The sequence below is a fragment of the Microbacterium sp. 5K110 genome, assembly GCF_005774735.1.
In the GTDB taxonomy this organism is placed as follows: domain Bacteria; phylum Actinomycetota; class Actinomycetes; order Actinomycetales; family Microbacteriaceae; genus Microbacterium.
In genome coordinates, this window is the sequence record NZ_VBUM01000084.1 from 1 (window position 1) to 16467 (window position 16467).

Annotated in this window: 13 protein-coding genes; 7 read left to right on the forward strand and 6 right to left on the reverse strand. The window is 70.7% G+C overall.

The window, feature by feature from the left end:
- Nucleotides 1–64 precede the first annotated feature (64 nt).
- From FE256_RS14865 to FE256_RS14880, 4 genes are all read right to left on the reverse strand, one after another.
- Nucleotides 65–310, reverse strand: coding sequence for a glutaredoxin family protein (locus tag FE256_RS14865; protein WP_138177171.1), 246 nt, complete (start codon nt 308–310; stop codon nt 65–67).
- Complete coding sequence (locus FE256_RS14870) at nt 307–1077, reverse strand: SDR family NAD(P)-dependent oxidoreductase (protein ID WP_138177174.1); 771 nt, start codon at nt 1075–1077, stop codon at nt 307–309. The genes FE256_RS14865 and FE256_RS14870 overlap by 4 nt, the downstream gene beginning before the upstream one ends.
- A gap of 63 nt (nt 1078–1140) precedes the next feature.
- The gene (locus tag FE256_RS14875) at nt 1141–2799 is read right to left on the reverse strand and encodes a flavin-containing monooxygenase (protein ID WP_138177177.1); all 1659 of its coding nucleotides are present in this window, start codon (nt 2797–2799) and stop codon (nt 1141–1143) included.
- Between the two features lie 26 nt (nt 2800–2825).
- Entirely contained in the window at nt 2826–3749 is a 924-nt protein-coding gene (locus FE256_RS14880; RefSeq protein WP_138177180.1) for an alpha/beta hydrolase, read from the reverse strand.
- Between the two features lie 249 nt (nt 3750–3998).
- Between FE256_RS14880 and FE256_RS14885 the strand changes: the two genes are divergently transcribed.
- The 4 genes from FE256_RS14885 to FE256_RS14900 all read left to right on the forward strand — a co-directional run bounded on the left by FE256_RS14885 (nt 3999) and on the right by FE256_RS14900 (nt 9592).
- Nucleotides 3999–5156 (forward strand): ABC transporter substrate-binding protein, encoded by a 1158-nt coding sequence (locus FE256_RS14885; protein WP_138177183.1) that lies wholly within the window; start codon nt 3999–4001, stop codon nt 5154–5156.
- A gap of 67 nt (nt 5157–5223) precedes the next feature.
- Nucleotides 5224–5943 (forward strand): SDR family NAD(P)-dependent oxidoreductase, encoded by a 720-nt coding sequence (locus FE256_RS14890; RefSeq protein ID WP_138177186.1) that lies wholly within the window; start codon nt 5224–5226, stop codon nt 5941–5943.
- 26 nt (nt 5944–5969) lie between these two features.
- A complete protein-coding gene (locus FE256_RS14895) occupies nt 5970–8537 on the forward strand; it encodes an ATP-binding cassette domain-containing protein (protein WP_138177189.1) in 2568 nt (855 codons plus the stop codon).
- Nucleotides 8534–9592, forward strand: coding sequence for an ABC transporter permease (locus tag FE256_RS14900; protein WP_138177192.1), 1059 nt, complete (start codon nt 8534–8536; stop codon nt 9590–9592). The genes FE256_RS14895 and FE256_RS14900 overlap by 4 nt, the downstream gene beginning before the upstream one ends.
- A 269-nt stretch (nt 9593–9861) precedes the next feature.
- Here FE256_RS14900 and FE256_RS14905 read toward each other — a convergent pair whose 3' ends face one another.
- Together FE256_RS14905 and FE256_RS14910 are read right to left on the reverse strand one after the other, a co-directional pair.
- Nucleotides 9862–11583, reverse strand: coding sequence for a sigma-54-dependent Fis family transcriptional regulator (locus FE256_RS14905; protein ID WP_138177195.1), 1722 nt, complete (start codon nt 11581–11583; stop codon nt 9862–9864).
- 133 nt (nt 11584–11716) lie between these two features.
- Entirely contained in the window at nt 11717–12424 is a 708-nt protein-coding gene (locus FE256_RS14910; protein WP_138177198.1) for a GntR family transcriptional regulator, read from the reverse strand.
- 105 nt (nt 12425–12529) lie between these two features.
- Between FE256_RS14910 and FE256_RS14915 the strand changes: the two genes are divergently transcribed.
- The 3 genes from FE256_RS14915 to FE256_RS14925 are packed head-to-tail and all read left to right on the forward strand — an operon-like array spanning nt 12530 to nt 16229.
- Nucleotides 12530–14023, forward strand: a complete 1494-nt coding sequence (locus FE256_RS14915; RefSeq protein WP_138177201.1) for an NAD-dependent succinate-semialdehyde dehydrogenase — start codon at nt 12530–12532, stop codon at nt 14021–14023.
- Nucleotides 14020–15291, forward strand: a complete 1272-nt coding sequence (locus FE256_RS14920; protein ID WP_138177203.1) for an iron-containing alcohol dehydrogenase — start codon at nt 14020–14022, stop codon at nt 15289–15291. The genes FE256_RS14915 and FE256_RS14920 overlap by 4 nt, the downstream gene beginning before the upstream one ends.
- Nucleotides 15288–16229 (forward strand): 3-hydroxyacyl-CoA dehydrogenase, encoded by a 942-nt coding sequence (locus FE256_RS14925; RefSeq protein ID WP_212743532.1) that lies wholly within the window; start codon nt 15288–15290, stop codon nt 16227–16229. Before FE256_RS14920 ends, FE256_RS14925 begins: the two co-directional genes overlap by 4 nt.
- Nucleotides 16230–16467 lie beyond the last annotated feature (238 nt).

A 16467-nucleotide genomic window follows, 5' to 3' on the forward strand; every position in this document is an offset into this window, starting at 1 on the left:
CAACTCCACTGCAGCGTGCAGTGGAGTTGTCAGCGGGATGCAGTCTCGCGGTGCCCGGGGCGCCTCAGCGCGACAGGTGGGCGCGCAGCGCGGAGTCGGGGGGTTCGACGAGCACCGCACCGCCGGGCAGTACGACGACCGGCACCTTGCTGCTGCCGCCGAGGGCGGCGGCGTGGGCGGCGTCGGATGCCGATGCCTCGACGTCGACGAACACGTACGGCACATCCGCGTCCTGCAGCAGAGCGCGGGTGCGGAGTGTGTCGGCACAGTCCTGTCTGCCGTAGACGGTGACCTCGTCGGGGGAGCTCATCGGGCCGTGTACCCGCCGTCGACGGGCAGGGTGACGCCCGTGATCCAGTCGGCCTCGTCGGACGCGAGGAACAGCACCGCGTACGCCACGTCGAGGGGCCGACCGAGTCGGCGGATCGACTGGTGCGCCGTCATCATCTCTTCGTAGGCGGGCATTCCGCCCGGGTACTCGGCGGCGATGCCTTCGACGAGCGGAGTGAGCACTGTCGACGGGTTGACGGCGTTGACCCGGATCCGGTGACGGCCGTAGCTGGCGGCATCCTGCTTCGTCTGCATGTTCACCGCGCCCTTGGCCACGTGGTACGGCGTGAACTCGTCGTTGCCGAGGATCCCGTAGATCGACGAGAAATTCACGATCGCGCCCTTTCCGGCCGCGAGGAAGTGCGGAACGGCGGCCTTCGTCGCGAAGAACACGCCCTTCACGTCGACCGCGAACACGGCATCCCACTCCTCCTCGGTCACCTCGTGGGTGGGCTTGTCGGCGCCGATGATTCCGGCGCAGTTGATCAGGACGTCGAGTCCGCCGAACGTCTCGGCGGCGGCGTCGATCGCGCCGCGGACATCGGCCTCGTCCGTCACGTCCACCCGGGTGAAGGTCGCCTCGCCGCCGGACTCCCGGATGCCGGCGGCCACCGCCTCGCCGGCCTCGGGCTGTGCGTCCAGGAGCGCGACGCGCGCCCCCTCCGCGGCGAAGAGTTCGGCCGTCGCGCGGCCCATTCCCGACGCGGCTCCCGTGATCACCGCGCGTTTGCCCTGCAGTCGTGCCATGGGGAATTCCTTTCGTGACGGCGGGGACGCGCTCGCAGGCGTCCCCGCCGGGGTGGGGTGGGATCAGGCGTCGACGGGCTGCTTGGCGTCGGCGCGGTGGAGGAGTGACGCGTAGCCGGACTCCTCGAGCTCGCGGCAGTACCGCTGATACACCTGGCCGCCGCCCATGTAGACCTGAAACTCCTCGGGCTTGCCGGGGATGTTCTCGCCCAGGAACCAGGCCTTGGCCTTCTTGCCCTCGGTGTACATGACGGTCTGGCGACCGGTCTTCTCGGTCTCGTCGCGCCACCAGTCCTCGGACTCCGGTGTCGCCTCGAAGTACTCGATGCCGTTCTCCTCTGCCCACGCCAGGGCCCGCTGGAGCCATTGCGCGCCCAGCTGGATCGGGACGATGAGGTTCGAGTACGGCGTCTGCGGTCCGAGCGACATGAAGAAGTTCGGGAAGCCGTGCGCGTTGATGCCCAGGTTCGACTTGAGCCCCTCCTCCGCCCACTTCTCGCGCAGCGTGCGACCGCCGCGGCCGACGATGTCGATGTGCGTCAGGGTGCCGGTCATGGCGTCGAAGCCGGTCGCGAAGATCAGGACGTCGAGCTCGTACTCGGTGTCGCCGACCTTCACGCCCTTCTCGGTGATCGCCGTGATGGGGGTCTCGGCGGTGTCGATCAGGTGCACGTGGTCGTGGTTGAACGCGGCGTAGTAGCCGTGCCCCGTGGGGACGCGCTTGCCGTTGAACGAGTACGTGCGCGGCGAGAGCAGCTCCGCCGTCTCGGGGTCCTTCACGATCTCGGCGATCTTCGTGCGGATGAACTCGGATGCCAGCTCGCTGGCCTCGTGGTTGGTGGCGAGGTCGGTGAAGCACTCGTTGGCGAAGTGGAACCCGCCCTCGTTCCACTTGCTCTCGAAGATGCGGCGCCGCTCGTCCTCGGACACCTCGAGCGCGCTGTGCTCCGCGGGTTCCATCGCGACGCCGAACGGGTGGTTGGCGGCCTTCTCGTACACGAGGTCGTAGTTCTCGCGGAGCCACGCCATGTCCTCTTCCGAGACCTTGTCGTTGCTCGTCTCGACGATGAAGTTCGGCGTGCGCTGGAAGACGAAGAACTCGTCGACCTGGCCGGCGATGACGGGCACGATCTGGATGCCGGAGGCACCGAGGCCGATGAGCCCGACGCGCTTGCCCGACAGGTCGACTCCCTCCCGCGGCCACTGCGCCGTGTGGTACTTCTCGCCGCGGAAGGTGTCGATGCCGGGGATCTCGGGGAAGATCGGCTGCGACAGCACGCCCATGCCGCTGACCAGGTACTTCGTGGTGAGCGTGTCGCCACCCGCGAGATGGACCGTCCAGGTGTTGGCATCCTCGTCGTACACGGCGGACTCGACCCGGGTGTTGAGCCGGATGTCGCGGCGGAGGTCGAGACGATCGGCGACGAAGTTGAGGTACGACAGCACCTCTTCGCCGGAGGGGTAGCGCTCGGTCCAGGTCCACTCGTCGCGCACCTCCTTGGAGAAGGAGAACGAGTAGTACGAGTACTCGCTGTCGGTGCGGACACCGGGGTAGCGGTTCACCCACCAGGTGCCGCCGATGCCGTCCTCGCCGTCGACGGCGAGGGTGCGCAGGCCGATCTCGCGGAGGTGGTGGAGCATCGCAAGACCCGAGAAACCGGCGCCGATGACGATGGCGTCGTAGTCGCGGTCGGGGGTGCCGGGGGCAGTGAAGTCGCTCATGGCGGGGGTCCTTTCGGTGGAGAGGGTCATGCCGAGACGTGGGCCGAGCTGGTCGCCCGCACCCACTCGGCGATCAGGCGGATGGAGGTGTCGGCGGGGGCGTGACGTCCCGCCTGGAGGGGCCAGACGTGCTGCTCGCCCGAGACGGTGTCGAAGGTCACGTCGACGCGGTCGCGCTGGGCGCGCTCGGCCAGGCGGACCGCGTCGGAGTACAGCGACTCGGCGTCGCTCGCGGTGATGAACAGCGGCGGGAACCCGGTGAAATCGGCGTAGAGCGGATTCACCAGCGGGTCGGTGGGGGAGGCGCCACCGGAGAGGTAGCGGTCGATGTTCCCCTGCAGCCCCTCGCGGGCGATCAGGAAGTCGGTGGCGTCGTTGGTCTCGATCGTTTCGCCGGAGTTCTCCATGTCGAGCCACGGCGAGATTGTCGCGACCCGGCCCGGAAGAGCGGCGCCGCGCTGCAGCCGGCGCAGGACGGTCGCGATCGCGATGCTCGCTCCCGCGCTGTCGCCGACCGGGGTGATCGCCTCGGCGGCGATGCCGTCCGCGATGAGGGCGTCGATCACGGCATCCGCGTCGTCCAGCTGCGCGGGGTACGGGTGCTCGGGGGCGAGCCGGAAGTCGGCGACGAACGCCGACGAGCCGGCAGCCTTGGCGAGGTGCCCCGCCATCTTGCGGTGGCTCGCCGACGATCCGAGAGCGAACCCACCGCCGTGCAGCACGAGCAGGATGCGATCGCGGTCCGCCTCGAGGGGCGTGACCAGGATGCCGGGGACGCCCCCGATGCTCGTCGAACGGTACGTCACGTCCTCCGGTTCGGCCGTCGCGCGCTGCCAGTCCTCGAACACCCATCGAAGGACGGGGAGCGACATGTCGGGGGCGGCGGTGAACTCGACGGTCCACTCGGCGTAGATCTCCCCCAGGGCGTCGGTGGGCCTGTTCTCGGCCATTCGCGGATCCTCCTCATCGTGGATTCCAGGTCGTTCCGGGGCATCGAAGCGCCTCGGTGACCCCAGGATGAACCGCCCTCCGGCCGTCGCGACGGGGTGTCGCAGAATGAGTCACTCGCGTCTCACCGTGACGCGATCGGGGCCCCGCTCGCCGCCGCAGACTGCTGACACCACCACATCCGTGCCGGCATCCACAGCGGGGAATACACCTCCTGGCCGGCTCTCAATGACGAGAAAGTTGGCACGCACATGCGAAACAGCACCGCGCTCCGCGCGGCGGCAGCCCTGGCCGCCGCCGGCGCACTCCTGCTCACCTCGGCCTGTTCGACCGGATCGCTGTCGGCCGGATCCGGCGACGAGCCGTCTTCCGGCTCGAGCGACAGCCAGGTCACCACCGGCACCGTCGGGGTCCAGGGGGACATCCAGGACATCTCGAACTTCTGCGGCGACAAGGACATCACGGTCGCACTCGCCGACGGCTTCGGCGGCAACTCCTGGCGCAAGATCACCCGCGCGATCTTCGAGACAGAGGCGGCCAAGTGCCCCAACATCACGAAGGTCCTCTACACCGATGCGCAGGGCGACACTCAGAAGGCGATCAGCGACATCAACTCGCTCGTGGCCCAGGGCGTCGACGTCATCGTCACGTTCGTCGACGGCGGCGAGGCGCTCCTGCCCACGATCCAGAAGGCGACCGAGGCCGGCGTGAAGGTCGTGCCCTTCGTCGGTTCGCCCGGCGGGACCCCCGGGAAGGACTACGTCGACTTCGTGTCCGAGGACATCACCACCTACGGCAAGAACCTCGCCGACTGGACCATCAAGACGATGGGCGGCAAGGGCAATCTGGTCATGCTGGGCGGCATCGCCGGCAACTCCTACTCGCAGGGCGTCTACGAGGGCGTCCTCGAAGCCGTCAAGGAGAACCCCGGGGTGACGCTGCTCAACACCGACGGTCCCGTCGCGACCGACTGGGAGCCCGGGAAGACGCAACAGGTCGTGGCCGGACTCATCACGAAGTACGGCGACATCAACGGGATCGTGGCCGACTACGGCGGCGGTTCGGTCGGCGGCATCCGTGCCTTCGAGGCCGCGGGCAAGCCGTTCCCGGTGTGGTCCGCGAACGACAGCAACGAGTTCGCCTGCCTCTGGTACGAGTACAAGGACACGCAGCCGACGTACCAGATCGCCACGGAATCCTCCCGCAACTGGATCGTCACGGTGGCCCTGCACAAGGCCCTCGCGGCGGCGAACGGGCTGCCCAACGACGAGCCGTCCACGTACAACCTCGAGATCATCGAGGACTCCACGGACTCGTCGAAGCAGCCGAAGTGCGAGAGCAGCCTGCCCGCCGACGCGATCCTCTCCTCGGGCTTGTCGGTCGACCAGCTGAAGCAGCTGTTCCAGTGATCCCCCGCCGGGGTCGCGGCGTCGCGGCCCCGGCATCCACTCCACTCCCAGGAGGAGAACGAAAGCCATGAACCGACTCACCGGAAAGGTCGCCGTCGTCACCGGCGCCGGCCGCGGCATCGGCCGCGCGATCGCCGAGGCCCTGCACGCAGAGGGTGCGACGACGATCGCCACTTCCCGCTCCTCGGCCGACCCCACGTTCGGTCCGATCGCGTACACGCCGCTCGACGTCGCGTCCGAGGCCGACTGGCGCCGCGTCGTCGGCGAGGTGCTCGACGCCCACGGACACATCGACGTCCTCGTCAACAATGCCGGGATCATCGCCTACGACCCGCTGCACGAACTCGCCATGGAGGACTGGCAGAAGGTCGTGGCCACCAATCAGACCGGGGTCTGGCTGGGCATGCGCGAGGTGATCCCGCACATGATCACGCAGGGTGGCGGGTCGATCATCAACATCTCGTCGATCTGGGGATCGGCCGCCGTCGGCGGCGCCCACGCGTATCACGCGACCAAAGGCGCGGTCCGCAACATGTCCAAGAACGCCGCCATCACGTACGCCACGCAGAACGTGCGCGTGAACTCCCTGCACCCGGGGTTCATCGAGACCCCGCTGACCGACGCACAGGCCGCCGAAGTCAACGCGTACGTCGTCTCGCAGACCCCGATGGGGCGCGCCGGTCACCCCCACGAGATCGCCGCGGGCGTCGTGTTCCTCGCCAGCGACGAGGCCAGCTTCGTCACCGGCTCCGAGCTCGTCATCGACGGCGGCTACCTCGCCCAGTGATGCACACCCGACAGAACGGATTCGCCATGACCGACATCGACATCGGAACGTCCCCGGCGCCGCCGGGGACGACCGCGGAGGTCTCCTCCCTGCTGAGACTGGACGGCATCACCAAGACCTTCCCGGGCGTCCGCGCCCTCACCGACGTGCACCTGGACGTGCGCGCCGGGGAAATCCACGCCCTGGTCGGCGAGAACGGCGCGGGGAAGTCCACGCTCATGGCCGTGGCGTCCGGGGCGCTCGCCGCGGACGAGGGCACGGTGTCGATCGCCGGCACCGAACTCGCCTCCGCTGATCCAGAAGAGGCGCGGCGCTTGGGCCTCGGCATCGTCCGCCAGGACCCGGCGCTGCTGCCCGACCTCACGGTTGCCGAGAACATGGCAGTCGGCGTCGGGCTCCGTCGCGTCGGGGGCCTCGGCCGTGCCGTGGGATGGGCGGCCGAGCAGCTCGCCCCGTGGGACATGGGCATCGACCCCCGATCCCGCGTCGCCGACCTGTCTGTCGAGCAGCGGTTCGTCGTCGAGATCGCGAAGGCGCTCGCCCTCGAGCCGCGCGTGCTCATCCTCGACGAGCCCACCGAGCACCTCAGCCTCGAAGAGGTGCAGAAGCTGTTCGCGCGGGTGCGCGAGGTCGTCGCCGGTGGCGCCGCGGTGGTCTACATCTCGCACCGCATCCCCGAGGTCAAGCAGATCTCCGACCGCATCACGGTGCTCCGCGACGGCAAGGTGCGCGGCACCTTCCCCTCGGCCGACGTGGACGAGGCGCAGATCATCGAACGGGCCATCGGCCGCAAGCTCGAGGCCGTCTTCCCAGAGAAGGGCAGCAGCGCCGGCACCATCCGGGATGCCGATCGGCTCGCGGTCCGCGCGCTGAGCGGCGATCACTTCCACGACGTCTCGCTCACCGTCCGCTCCGGCGAGATCGTCGGTCTCGCCGGTGTCCAGGGGAACGGCCAGGCGGCGCTGATCCGCGCGCTCGCGGGCCTCGAGGCATCCTCCGGCGAAGTGACCGTGGACGGCCGTCGCGTGAGAGGAGGGTCTGCCGGTGCGGCGGCCGCGGGGGTCGTCTACGTCCCCGCCGACCGGCATCGCGAGGGCGTGTTCCTTCCGCTGTCGGTCGCAGAGAACGTGTCGGCCGGCACCCTGCCGGAAGCCTCCGCCGCGGGCTTCGTCAGCGACCGGCGGATGGTGGCGCGGGCGAAGGAGATGATCGGACGCCTGTCCATCAAGACTCCGAGCCCCCGCACCGCGGTCTCGTCCCTGTCGGGCGGCAACCAGCAGAAGGTCGTTCTGGCGCGGACACTCCTCGCCCGGCCCCGCGTCCTCCTCGCCGAGGAGCCGACCCAGGGCGTCGATGCCGGGGCCCGCGTCGACATCTACCGGATCCTCCGCGAGGCCGCCGACGAGGGCGCCGCGGTGGTCGTGCTGTCCTCCGACGGTGTCGAGCTGGAGGGACTGTGCGACCGCGTGCTGATCCTCTCGCGCGGCGAGGTCGTGCAGGAGCTCTCCGGGGACGAGGTGACCGAGACCGCGATCGCCCGCGCCGCTCTGACGTCCACGACCGTGCGCGCCCGCGAGGAGACCGACGGCCGTCGGCACCGCCTCCGCGCGTGGCTGCGCGGCGACCACGCTCCCGCCGTCGCCCTCGCCGCGGTCTTCGTGGCGCTCGCCATCGCGGTCGCGACCACGAACGGCTCCTACTTCTCGCCGTTCAACCTCAACAACCTGCTCTTCATGATCGCGCCGCTGCTGTTCGTCGGAGCAGCGCAGCAGGTCGTGGTGCTCGGGTCGGGGTTCGACCTGTCGGTCGGGCCGCTCATGGGGTTCCTCGTCGTGCTCTCGTCGTTCTGGATCATCGACGGCGGCAACCTCTACGTCGGCCTCGCCCTCATGGCGGCCGGCGCCATCGGGGTCGGTGTCATCAACGGGCTGCTCGTCACCCGGTTCGCGATCAGTCCGGTCGTCGCGACGCTCGCGATGTTCATGGCGCTGCAGGGCCTGTATCTGCTGCTGCGGTCCACGCCCGGAGGGGTCATCTTCGCCGGGGTCTCCGACATGATCCAGTCCCGCGTCGGCCTGGTGCCGATCGCGACGATCGCGGGCATCGTGGTGCTCGTCCTGCTCGAGATCGCCCTGCGCCGCACGCGCTGGGGAGTGCAGCTGCGGGCCGTGGGGTCGCACGACGCGGCCGCCGCCCGCCTCGGCATCCGTGTCGGATGGGTGCGGTTCCTCTCGTACGTGCTCTGCTCGCTGCTGGTGCTCCCGGCGGCCGTGATCCTCATGGCCCAGATCGGGATCGGCGACGGGCGGCCGTCGTTGTCGTACACGCTGGCATCCGTCACCGTCGTGGTCCTGGCCGGCACGAGCATCTTCGGCGGACGGGGGTCGTTCATCGCCGTCATCGCCGCGGCGTTCCTCGTGCAGCAGATCCTCAACGTCTCGCCGTTCCTCGGGCTGTCGCAGGCCTGGTCGTACTGGCTGCCCGGTCTCGTCACGCTCGCCGCCGCGGGGCTCTACGCCGCGCTGCGTGGCGGCGGTCGCCGTCGACGTCGCCCGCGGGGCGCCGCCATCGCTTCTCCCGGAGGTGCCTCATGACCCGGATCGACGCTCCACGCTCCGCGCCGGAGACCACGACCACATCGCTCCCCGTTCCGCCGACCGGTCGCTCGGCCGAGGCGGTCTGGCGCCGGGCGCTCGCGGGCAGTTGGGTGCCGATCACCGTGGCGACCGTCGCGCTGTTCCTCGTGAGCCCCGTCATCGCGCCCGGAAGCCTGGATGCCGCGCCCCTGCTGTCGATGCTTCCGTTCGCGTCCGTGCTCGCCATCGCCGCAGCCGGACAGACGCTCATCGTGCAGCAGCGCGGTCTCGACCTGTCGGTGCCGGGCATGATCGCGCTGGCCGCGGTGCTCGCCACGGCCCTGCCGCAGCAGTACGGCTGGGGCGTGTGGCCGGCGGTCGTGGCGGCGGTGGTGCTGCCGGGCGTCTTCGGGCTGCTCAACGGCGCGATCGTGGCGGGCCTGCGGATCATGCCGCTCGTCGCGACCCTCGGCATGAACGCCGTGCTGCTGGGCACGGTCTTCTCGATCGCGAACGGCACGCCCTCGGGCGCGGCCGACGAGCTGAATCGCTTCGCGCTGGCCCGCACGCTGGGCATCCCGAACACCGCGTTGATCGCGGTCGTCGTGATCGCCGTCGCGGCCGTGGTCACGCAGCGCTCGATCATCGGCCGGCGTCTCACGGCGGTCGGGGTCAGCGAGCCCGCCGCGGCCGTCGTCGGCGTGCGGGTGCGGGCCTACCAGATCGCGGCGTACGGCTTCGCGGGTCTCTGCTACGGCGCCGCCGGCGTGCTGCTCGCCGGGTACACCAAGACCCCGGCGCTGTTCCTCGGCGACCAGTACCTGCTGCCGACGGTCGCCGCGGTGGTGCTCGGCGGGACGGCGCTCACCGGCGGCATCGCGTCGATCGCCGCCACCGCCGTCGCTGCACTGTTCCTCACGCAGCTCGGTCAGCTGCTCCGGTCGGTCGGCTGGCCCGACGCGCTGCAGCTGCTGACGCAGGCGATCGTGCTCGTGCTGGTCGTGGTCATCCGCGAGTTCGTGCCGGTGCTCGTGCGGCGCAGGGCCGTGCGGCGGATGGCGCGGGAGTCCTGACGGAGGTCGGTGCGGGACGAGGGCGGAGGTACGTCGGGTGCCTCCGCCCTTCCGTGTGCGGCGGGCGGTGAGGCGTGCGGTCGGGGCGTGCGGCGAGGGCGGTTCCGCCGTCTCGCGGTGCACGGTGGCGCGAGATCGGTCGAGGATCTCGATGGCGCGGGAACGGTTGCCGTTGGCTTTGCAGCGCACGCTGCAGGGCCTCGAGCTCGGCGCGCTCGATCATCGACGTCGCCCGGGGACACCGGGCGAACATGGGCAGGGCCCGCCGGTCAGGCCGTCAGCCGGTAGGTCTTCATCTTGCGGTAGACCGTCGCGCGGGAGAGGCCGAGGATCTCGGCGGCACGGGAGCGGTTGCCACCGGCCTCCTGCAGGGCGCGCCGGATGGCCTCGAGCTCGGCGCGCTCGATCATCGTCATCGATCGCGCACCCCGGACCGACATGGGTAGGTCGGACGCGTCGATCGCACCGCGGCGGCCGCTCAGCGCGAGCTGCTCGATGACGTTGCGCAGCTCCACGATGTTGCCGGGCCAGGCGTGCGCTTCAAGGGCGGCGAGCGCGTCGCGGGTGGGCTCCAGGTGCGCGGAGGCTGCGGCATGGTCGGCCAGCACCCGCCAGAGCGGGCCGACGTCACCGGAACGCTCGCGCAGGGCCGGCACCCACGTCGTCGGGTAGCCGACCCGGGTCGCGAACGATCCCGCCTCGGCGCGGTCGGCGGCCGACAGGGTGAGGAGGACGGCACCACGCGAGGGTGCCGAGTCGACGAGCGACACCATGCCCGACAGGGAACCCGCATCGAGCGTCTGGATGCCTTTGACCACCACGGGGGCGCCGGCGCCGAGCCGCTCGGACAACCGCTGCAGCCAGCGGCGCGAGCCCAGCACGTGACGCTCGGCGGCGTCGACGACCGTCGCGGCGCGGGCGACGCCGGGGCGGTGCGGAAGCCCGAGGGCCAGTGATGTCTTGCCCGTCCCCGGTTCGCCCGCGATGAGCAGTGGCGTGCGCGCCTCGCGGTGCCGCGCGACGGTCTGAGCCACGGCGAGCCACTCGCTCGACCGCCCGGCGAGGGCGGGGCGGAGCGGCCCGAATCCGCCGTGCGTGACCGGGCGCTCCCCGACGGTGACGACGGCGACGCTTCCCGCGCCGTCCTGCAATCGGGTGACCTGAACATCGGCGTACCCGGACGACAGCTCGACGTTGACACGACCGCCCCGTGACTCCTCGGCGCACAGGCGCTGGACCAGCGCCATGTCCGCGGTCGACAGCCGCGAGGCGCGCTGGTTCTGCATCAGCAGGCCGTCGGGGCCGAGCGCCACGACCGGTCCCTGCTGGACGCGGGAGGCGGCGAGGAAGGCGGCGAGCATGCTGCGGGCCGCCGGGCGCTCGGCATCCATCACGTGCTGTCCGAGCTGCGCGGCGATCGAATGCGTCAACGGTCGGAGGAGTTCGGGACGTTCGGTGATGTGCGTCGAGAGGGTGACCACGGCCAGCAGTCGGCCCGTCAACGGGTGGCGCACCGGACTCCCCGTGCACACCGCCGAGCGGTAGAACTCGGCGAAGTGCTCGTTGCCGGTGATCTGCACGCTGCGCCCGGTCGCGGCGACCGTGCCGACGCCGTTCGTGCCGACGGTCTCTTCTGAGAGCACGGCTCCGCGCACAGTGCCGAGGCGGTCGAGGTGGTCGGCGGCGGCACGATCGTGCGTCCATCGCTGCAGGATGCGTCCCTCGGAATCGGCGAGCAATAGGCCCAGACCAGTGCCGTCGAGTTCGTCCGAGACGCGGGCGAGCGGAGCCTGGAACATCTCGAGCAAGTGGCTGTCGAGCAGGTCCACGCCGACCTGGGGCACGTCGCGGATGCGGTCGGGTGAGCCGAGGGCGTCCTTCGAGCGTTGCCACGAGGTCACGAGGTCGGGGCGCAGGGCGGCGGAGGCGGACGAGGCGGTGAGGATCTCGTTCTTCGCCTGCTCGATGAGCCGCGCGGAGGTGGTGGTCATCTTCGACTCCTTCGTCGAGGACGGGCGCGCTCGCCCGTCGATGCGGATCACACGATCCGGATGCGAGGGGCGGGCTGTCGGGTGCGCTGAGAGTACCCCACCGGCGGGTTCGGCGGAATGGGGCGTCCGGTGCTCATACCGCGACCTCGTCGAGGTGCACGAGGTTGCCGTCGGAGGTGGCGCGCCGCTCGTACTCGAGCACCGCGAGGCGTCCGGCGAGCTCGATGTGGTGCTCGCTGGTGGCACGGGCGGCGACCGGGTCGCGGTCGACCGCGGCGGCGCGCACGATCGCCGTCAGCTCCTCGAACGACTGCGCGACGCGGTCGTCGTCGAGGAAGGCGTAGCGGCGGAAGAGGCCGATCCGGGTGTGGACGCCCGACAGCTCGTCCGAGAGCACCTCGTTGTCGGCTCCGGTGAGCAGGATCCGGTAGAACTCCGACTTGCTCGCTTCGCGGCTGGCGAGCGTCCCGTGCAGATATTCCGCGGTCATGGCGGCGTGATGGTCGATCAGTCGGGCGCAGTCGGCGGGGCTCGCGCGTCGCGCGAACAGGGCCGCGGCGAGACCCTCCAGGGCCGCCCGTACTTCGTACAGCGACTCGATCTCGCGCTTGGTCAGCACGGCCACGATCGGCCCGCGCCCGGGGAGCACCGAGATCAGGCTCTCGCTCTCGAGCTGACGGAGCGCCTCGCGGATGACGGTACGGGAGACCCCGTACGCGGTGCACAGATCGTTCTCACGAAGGCGCTCGCCGGGCGCGCGGCGACCCTCGAGGATCTCCTCGCGCAAGAGCAGCAGGACCTGCTGACGCAGCGGGGCGGCGTGCCGTTCGATGACGGGCATGGGCGGCGGCCTTTCGGGAGATGTCTCACATCGAGACACTCGCCGGTCTCCGGCGGGTGTCGCTATTACCGTAATACGAGATGACGATTCCCGAAAGGATCAACGATGACCACTCTCGCTCCGCCGTCGCGAACGGCGACGTTGCGCGGCCACTCCGTGCCGTTGGATCTGTTCATCGACGGCGAGTGGCGCGCCGGTGACGGCGACTTCGCGGTCTACGACCCGGCATCCGGAGCGGAGATCGCCCGCGTCGCCGACGGCACTGCCGCCGATGGCAGGGCGGCGCTGGATGCCGCGGCCGCCGCCCAGCCCTCGTGGGGCGCGGTGCCCCCGCGCGAGCGCGCTGACCTGTTCGCCCGCGCGCACCGGCTGCTGCTCGAGCGGGGCGAGGCCATCGCCGAGATCATGACGCTGGAGAGCGGCAAGCCCCTCGCGGAGTCGCGGGCGGAGTTCCAGCTCAGCGCCGACTTCTTCCTCTGGTACACCGAGCAGATCGCCCACCTGCACGGCTCGTTCGCGCACGGCTCCCGCGGGGGGTACCGCATCGTCACGACGCACCAGCCCGTCGGGCCGACGCTGCTGATCACGCCGTGGAACTTCCCCCTGCTCATGATCGCCCGGAAGGCCGGCGCCGCGCTGGCGGCAGGCTGCACGACTGTCGTCAAGACGGCCCGCGAGACGCCGCTGACGTGCGCTCTGTTCGTGTCGGTCCTCACCGACGCAGGCTTCCCGCCGGGCGTCGTCAACCTCGTGCACACGACGTCGTCGTCCGCGATCTCGGCCGAAGTCATGGCCGACCCGCGGCTGCGCAAGGTGAGCTTCACGGGGTCGACCGAGGTCGGGGCGACGCTCCTGCGCCAGGCCGCTCCAGGGATCGTCAACGCCTCGATGGAGCTCGGCGGGGACGGACCTTTCGTGGTGCTCGCCGACGCCGACGTCGAGGCCGCCGCGGCGCAGGCGATCGTCGCGAAGTTCCGCAACGCCGGTCAGGCGTGCGTCGCGGCGAACCGCATCATCGTGCACGAAAAGGTCGCCGACGCGTTCATCGAGCGCTTCGTCGCCCTCGCCAGAGCGCTGCGCGTCGGGAGTGGCTTCGAGGCTGGAACCGACGTCGGCCCGATCATCTCGGCCCGGCAGCGCGACGGCGTGGCCGAACTCGTCGCCGAGTTCGAGCGTATCGACGCGACGTTGCTCGCGGGGGGACGCGCCATCGACGGCGACGGGTACTTCTTCGAACCCACTGTCTTCGAGGTGCACGATCGCGACAGCGACGTCTGCCACCGTGAGCTGTTCGCCCCGATCGCGGCGATCTACCGCGCAGAGAGCACGGCGGATGCCATCCGCTTCGCCAACGACACCCGGTACGGTCTGGCCGCGTACGTGTTCACGCGTGATCTGTCCCGCGCGTTCGCCGTCGCCGAGCGGCTCGACTTCGGCATGGTGGGCATCAACCGCGGGATCATGGCCGATCCCGCCGCCGCTTTCGGCGGCGTGAAGGCCTCCGGCCTGGGTCGCGAAGGCGGCCAGGACGGTATCTACGAATTCCTCGAGCCGAAGTACCTGGCCGTCACCGTCGACGAAGAAGGAGCCCTCTCGTGAGCGACACCACCGTCCTGCCCGCCGCCGCCCGGACCGAGAACGACCTGGCGCTGGGGCTGCTGCGTCAGCCGCGCTCGGTCCTGTTCGGCCCGGGGCAGCGCCGCCAACTGCCGCGGATCGTCTCCGAGATCGGGCACCACGCCCTGCTCGTCACCGACGAGCGGATGTCTTCCAGCGCCGAGTTCGGCGAGATCGCCGACGGGCTCCGCGCCGCGGGCGTCGAGGTCGAAGTGTTCGACCGCACGGAGCCCGAGCTGCCCCGTGAGAACGTCATGGCGGTCGCCGAGCGATATCGCGAGCTGCCCATCGACGTGATCGTCGGTGTCGGTGGTGGGTCATGCCTCGACCTCGCGAAGGTGTCGGCGGTCGTGCTCGCCAATGGCGGCGACGTGCGCGACTACTACGGCGAGTTCCTCGTGCCCGGACCGGGAGTACCGGTGGTGACCGTCCCCACGACCGGCGGAACGGGCGCCGAGGTCACGTGCATCTCGGTCGTCTTCGATGGCGAGCGGGGCATGAAGGTCGGAGTCGCGAGTCCGCACCTCGAGGCGGCGGTCGCCGTCATCGATCCGCAGCTGACGCTGACGTGTCCGCCCGGGCTCACCGCCGCGACGGGCGCGGACGCGCTGTCGCACCTGGTCGAGGCCTTCACGGGGCGCGCGAAGAACCCGACGTCGGAGGAACTCGCGACCAAGCTCTATGCGGGGAAGAATCTGCTCACCGACGTGTACGCGCGTCAGGGGCTGTCGTTGCTCGGCCGCTCGCTGCCCGCGGTCGCGTCCGATCCTTCTGACCTGGCCGCCCGCACCGACACGATGTTCGCCTCGTACTGCGCGGGGATGGCGATCAACACCGCGGGCACCGCGGGTGCGCACGCCATCCAGTCGCCGATCGGCAACCTGACGCACACGCCGCACGGGTTCGGCGTCGCTGCCCTTCTGCCCTGGGTCATGCGGTACAACCTGCCGAGCCGTGTCGCGGAGTTCGCCGAGATCGCCCAGCTCCTCGGGGCGGAAGATTCCTCCGCGAGCGACGAGGAACGGGCGCGGGAGGGCATCCGAGCAGTCGAACGACTGCTGCGGGCGGTGGGGGCTCCGACCGACCTCGCGACCCTCGGCCTCTCGCCGGAGCACTTCGAAGCCGTTGCCGACCAGGCGATGCTCGCCACGCGACTGACGGCGAACAACCCGCGGGAGCTGACCCGCGCGGCCGTGCTCGAGATCCTGCGCCGCGGCCACGCCGTTGACCACGACTGGTGGGGCGAGTGAGCGCCCGACCCGTCGCGATCGTCGGGTCGGGGGCGATCGGCGTCGCCTTCGCGGTGCTCTTCGCCCGCGCGGGGCGCCCGGCCGCGGTCTTCGACATCGACGAGGCCGCACTCGAGCGGGGTCGCGCCGACGTGCGGGCCCGGTTGCGGCTCCTCGCCGACGCGGGGTTGCTCGACGAGGAACCTCCGGTGGTGGCGGCGCGGATCGGATGGCACACGGATGCCGCGGCGGCCGCGCGCGATGCGGAGCTCGTGCAGGAGTGCGCCCCCGAACGCGCCGACCTCAAGCGCGATGTGCTGTCGCGGTTCGCGGCGGTGACCCCCGCCGATGCGATCCTCGCGAGCTCGACGTCGGCGATCGCCCCGTCCATCCTGGCGGACGGACTCGCCCCGGAGATCGCTGCGCGCGTGGTCGTGGGGCATCCGGGGAACCCGCCGTATCTGCTGCCGGTGATCGAGGTCGTCCCCTCGCCCGTGACGGCATCCGGAGTCGTCGATCGCGCCGCCGACGTGTACCGGTCGGCCGGGTTGCGCCCGGTGCTGCTGCGGCGCGAGATCGAGGGCTTCGTCTTCAACCGACTGCAGGGCGCGCTCCTGCGCGAGGCCTACTGCTTGGTGCGCGACGGGATCGTCGACGCCGCGGACGTCGATGAGGTCGTCCGCAGCGGCCTGGGCCGCCGGTGGAGCATCATCGGCCCCTTCGAGACGAGCGACCTCAACGTGCGCGGCGGTATCGCGGCGCACGCCGAACGCATGGGCGCGTCGTACGCACGCATGGGCGCCGAGCGCGGGCAGCACGACCCGTGGACGCCCGACCTAGTCGCCCGGGTCGAGGCCGAACGCCGCGCGGCGCTGCCCCTCGAGGACTGGGACGAGCGCGTGCGGTGGCGCGACGCCCGCCTGATGGCGCTGACACCGCTGTGGGACGCGGCATCCTGAGCCTCGCGCAAGCCGGTGCGCGTCCCGCCCCCCCGGTTGACCGGCCTCGGTTTCGCCGGCCCGCGTTTCGCCGAGACTGCACCTGACTGACAACTCCACTGCAGCGTGCAGTGGATTTGTCAGCTGGATGCAGTCTCGCGGTGCGCCGGGCGGTTCAGCGCGACAGGTGGGCGTGCAGCGCGGCGGCGGGGCGGCCGGGCGCCTCAGCGCGACAGGTGGGCGCGCAGCGCGGTGGGGC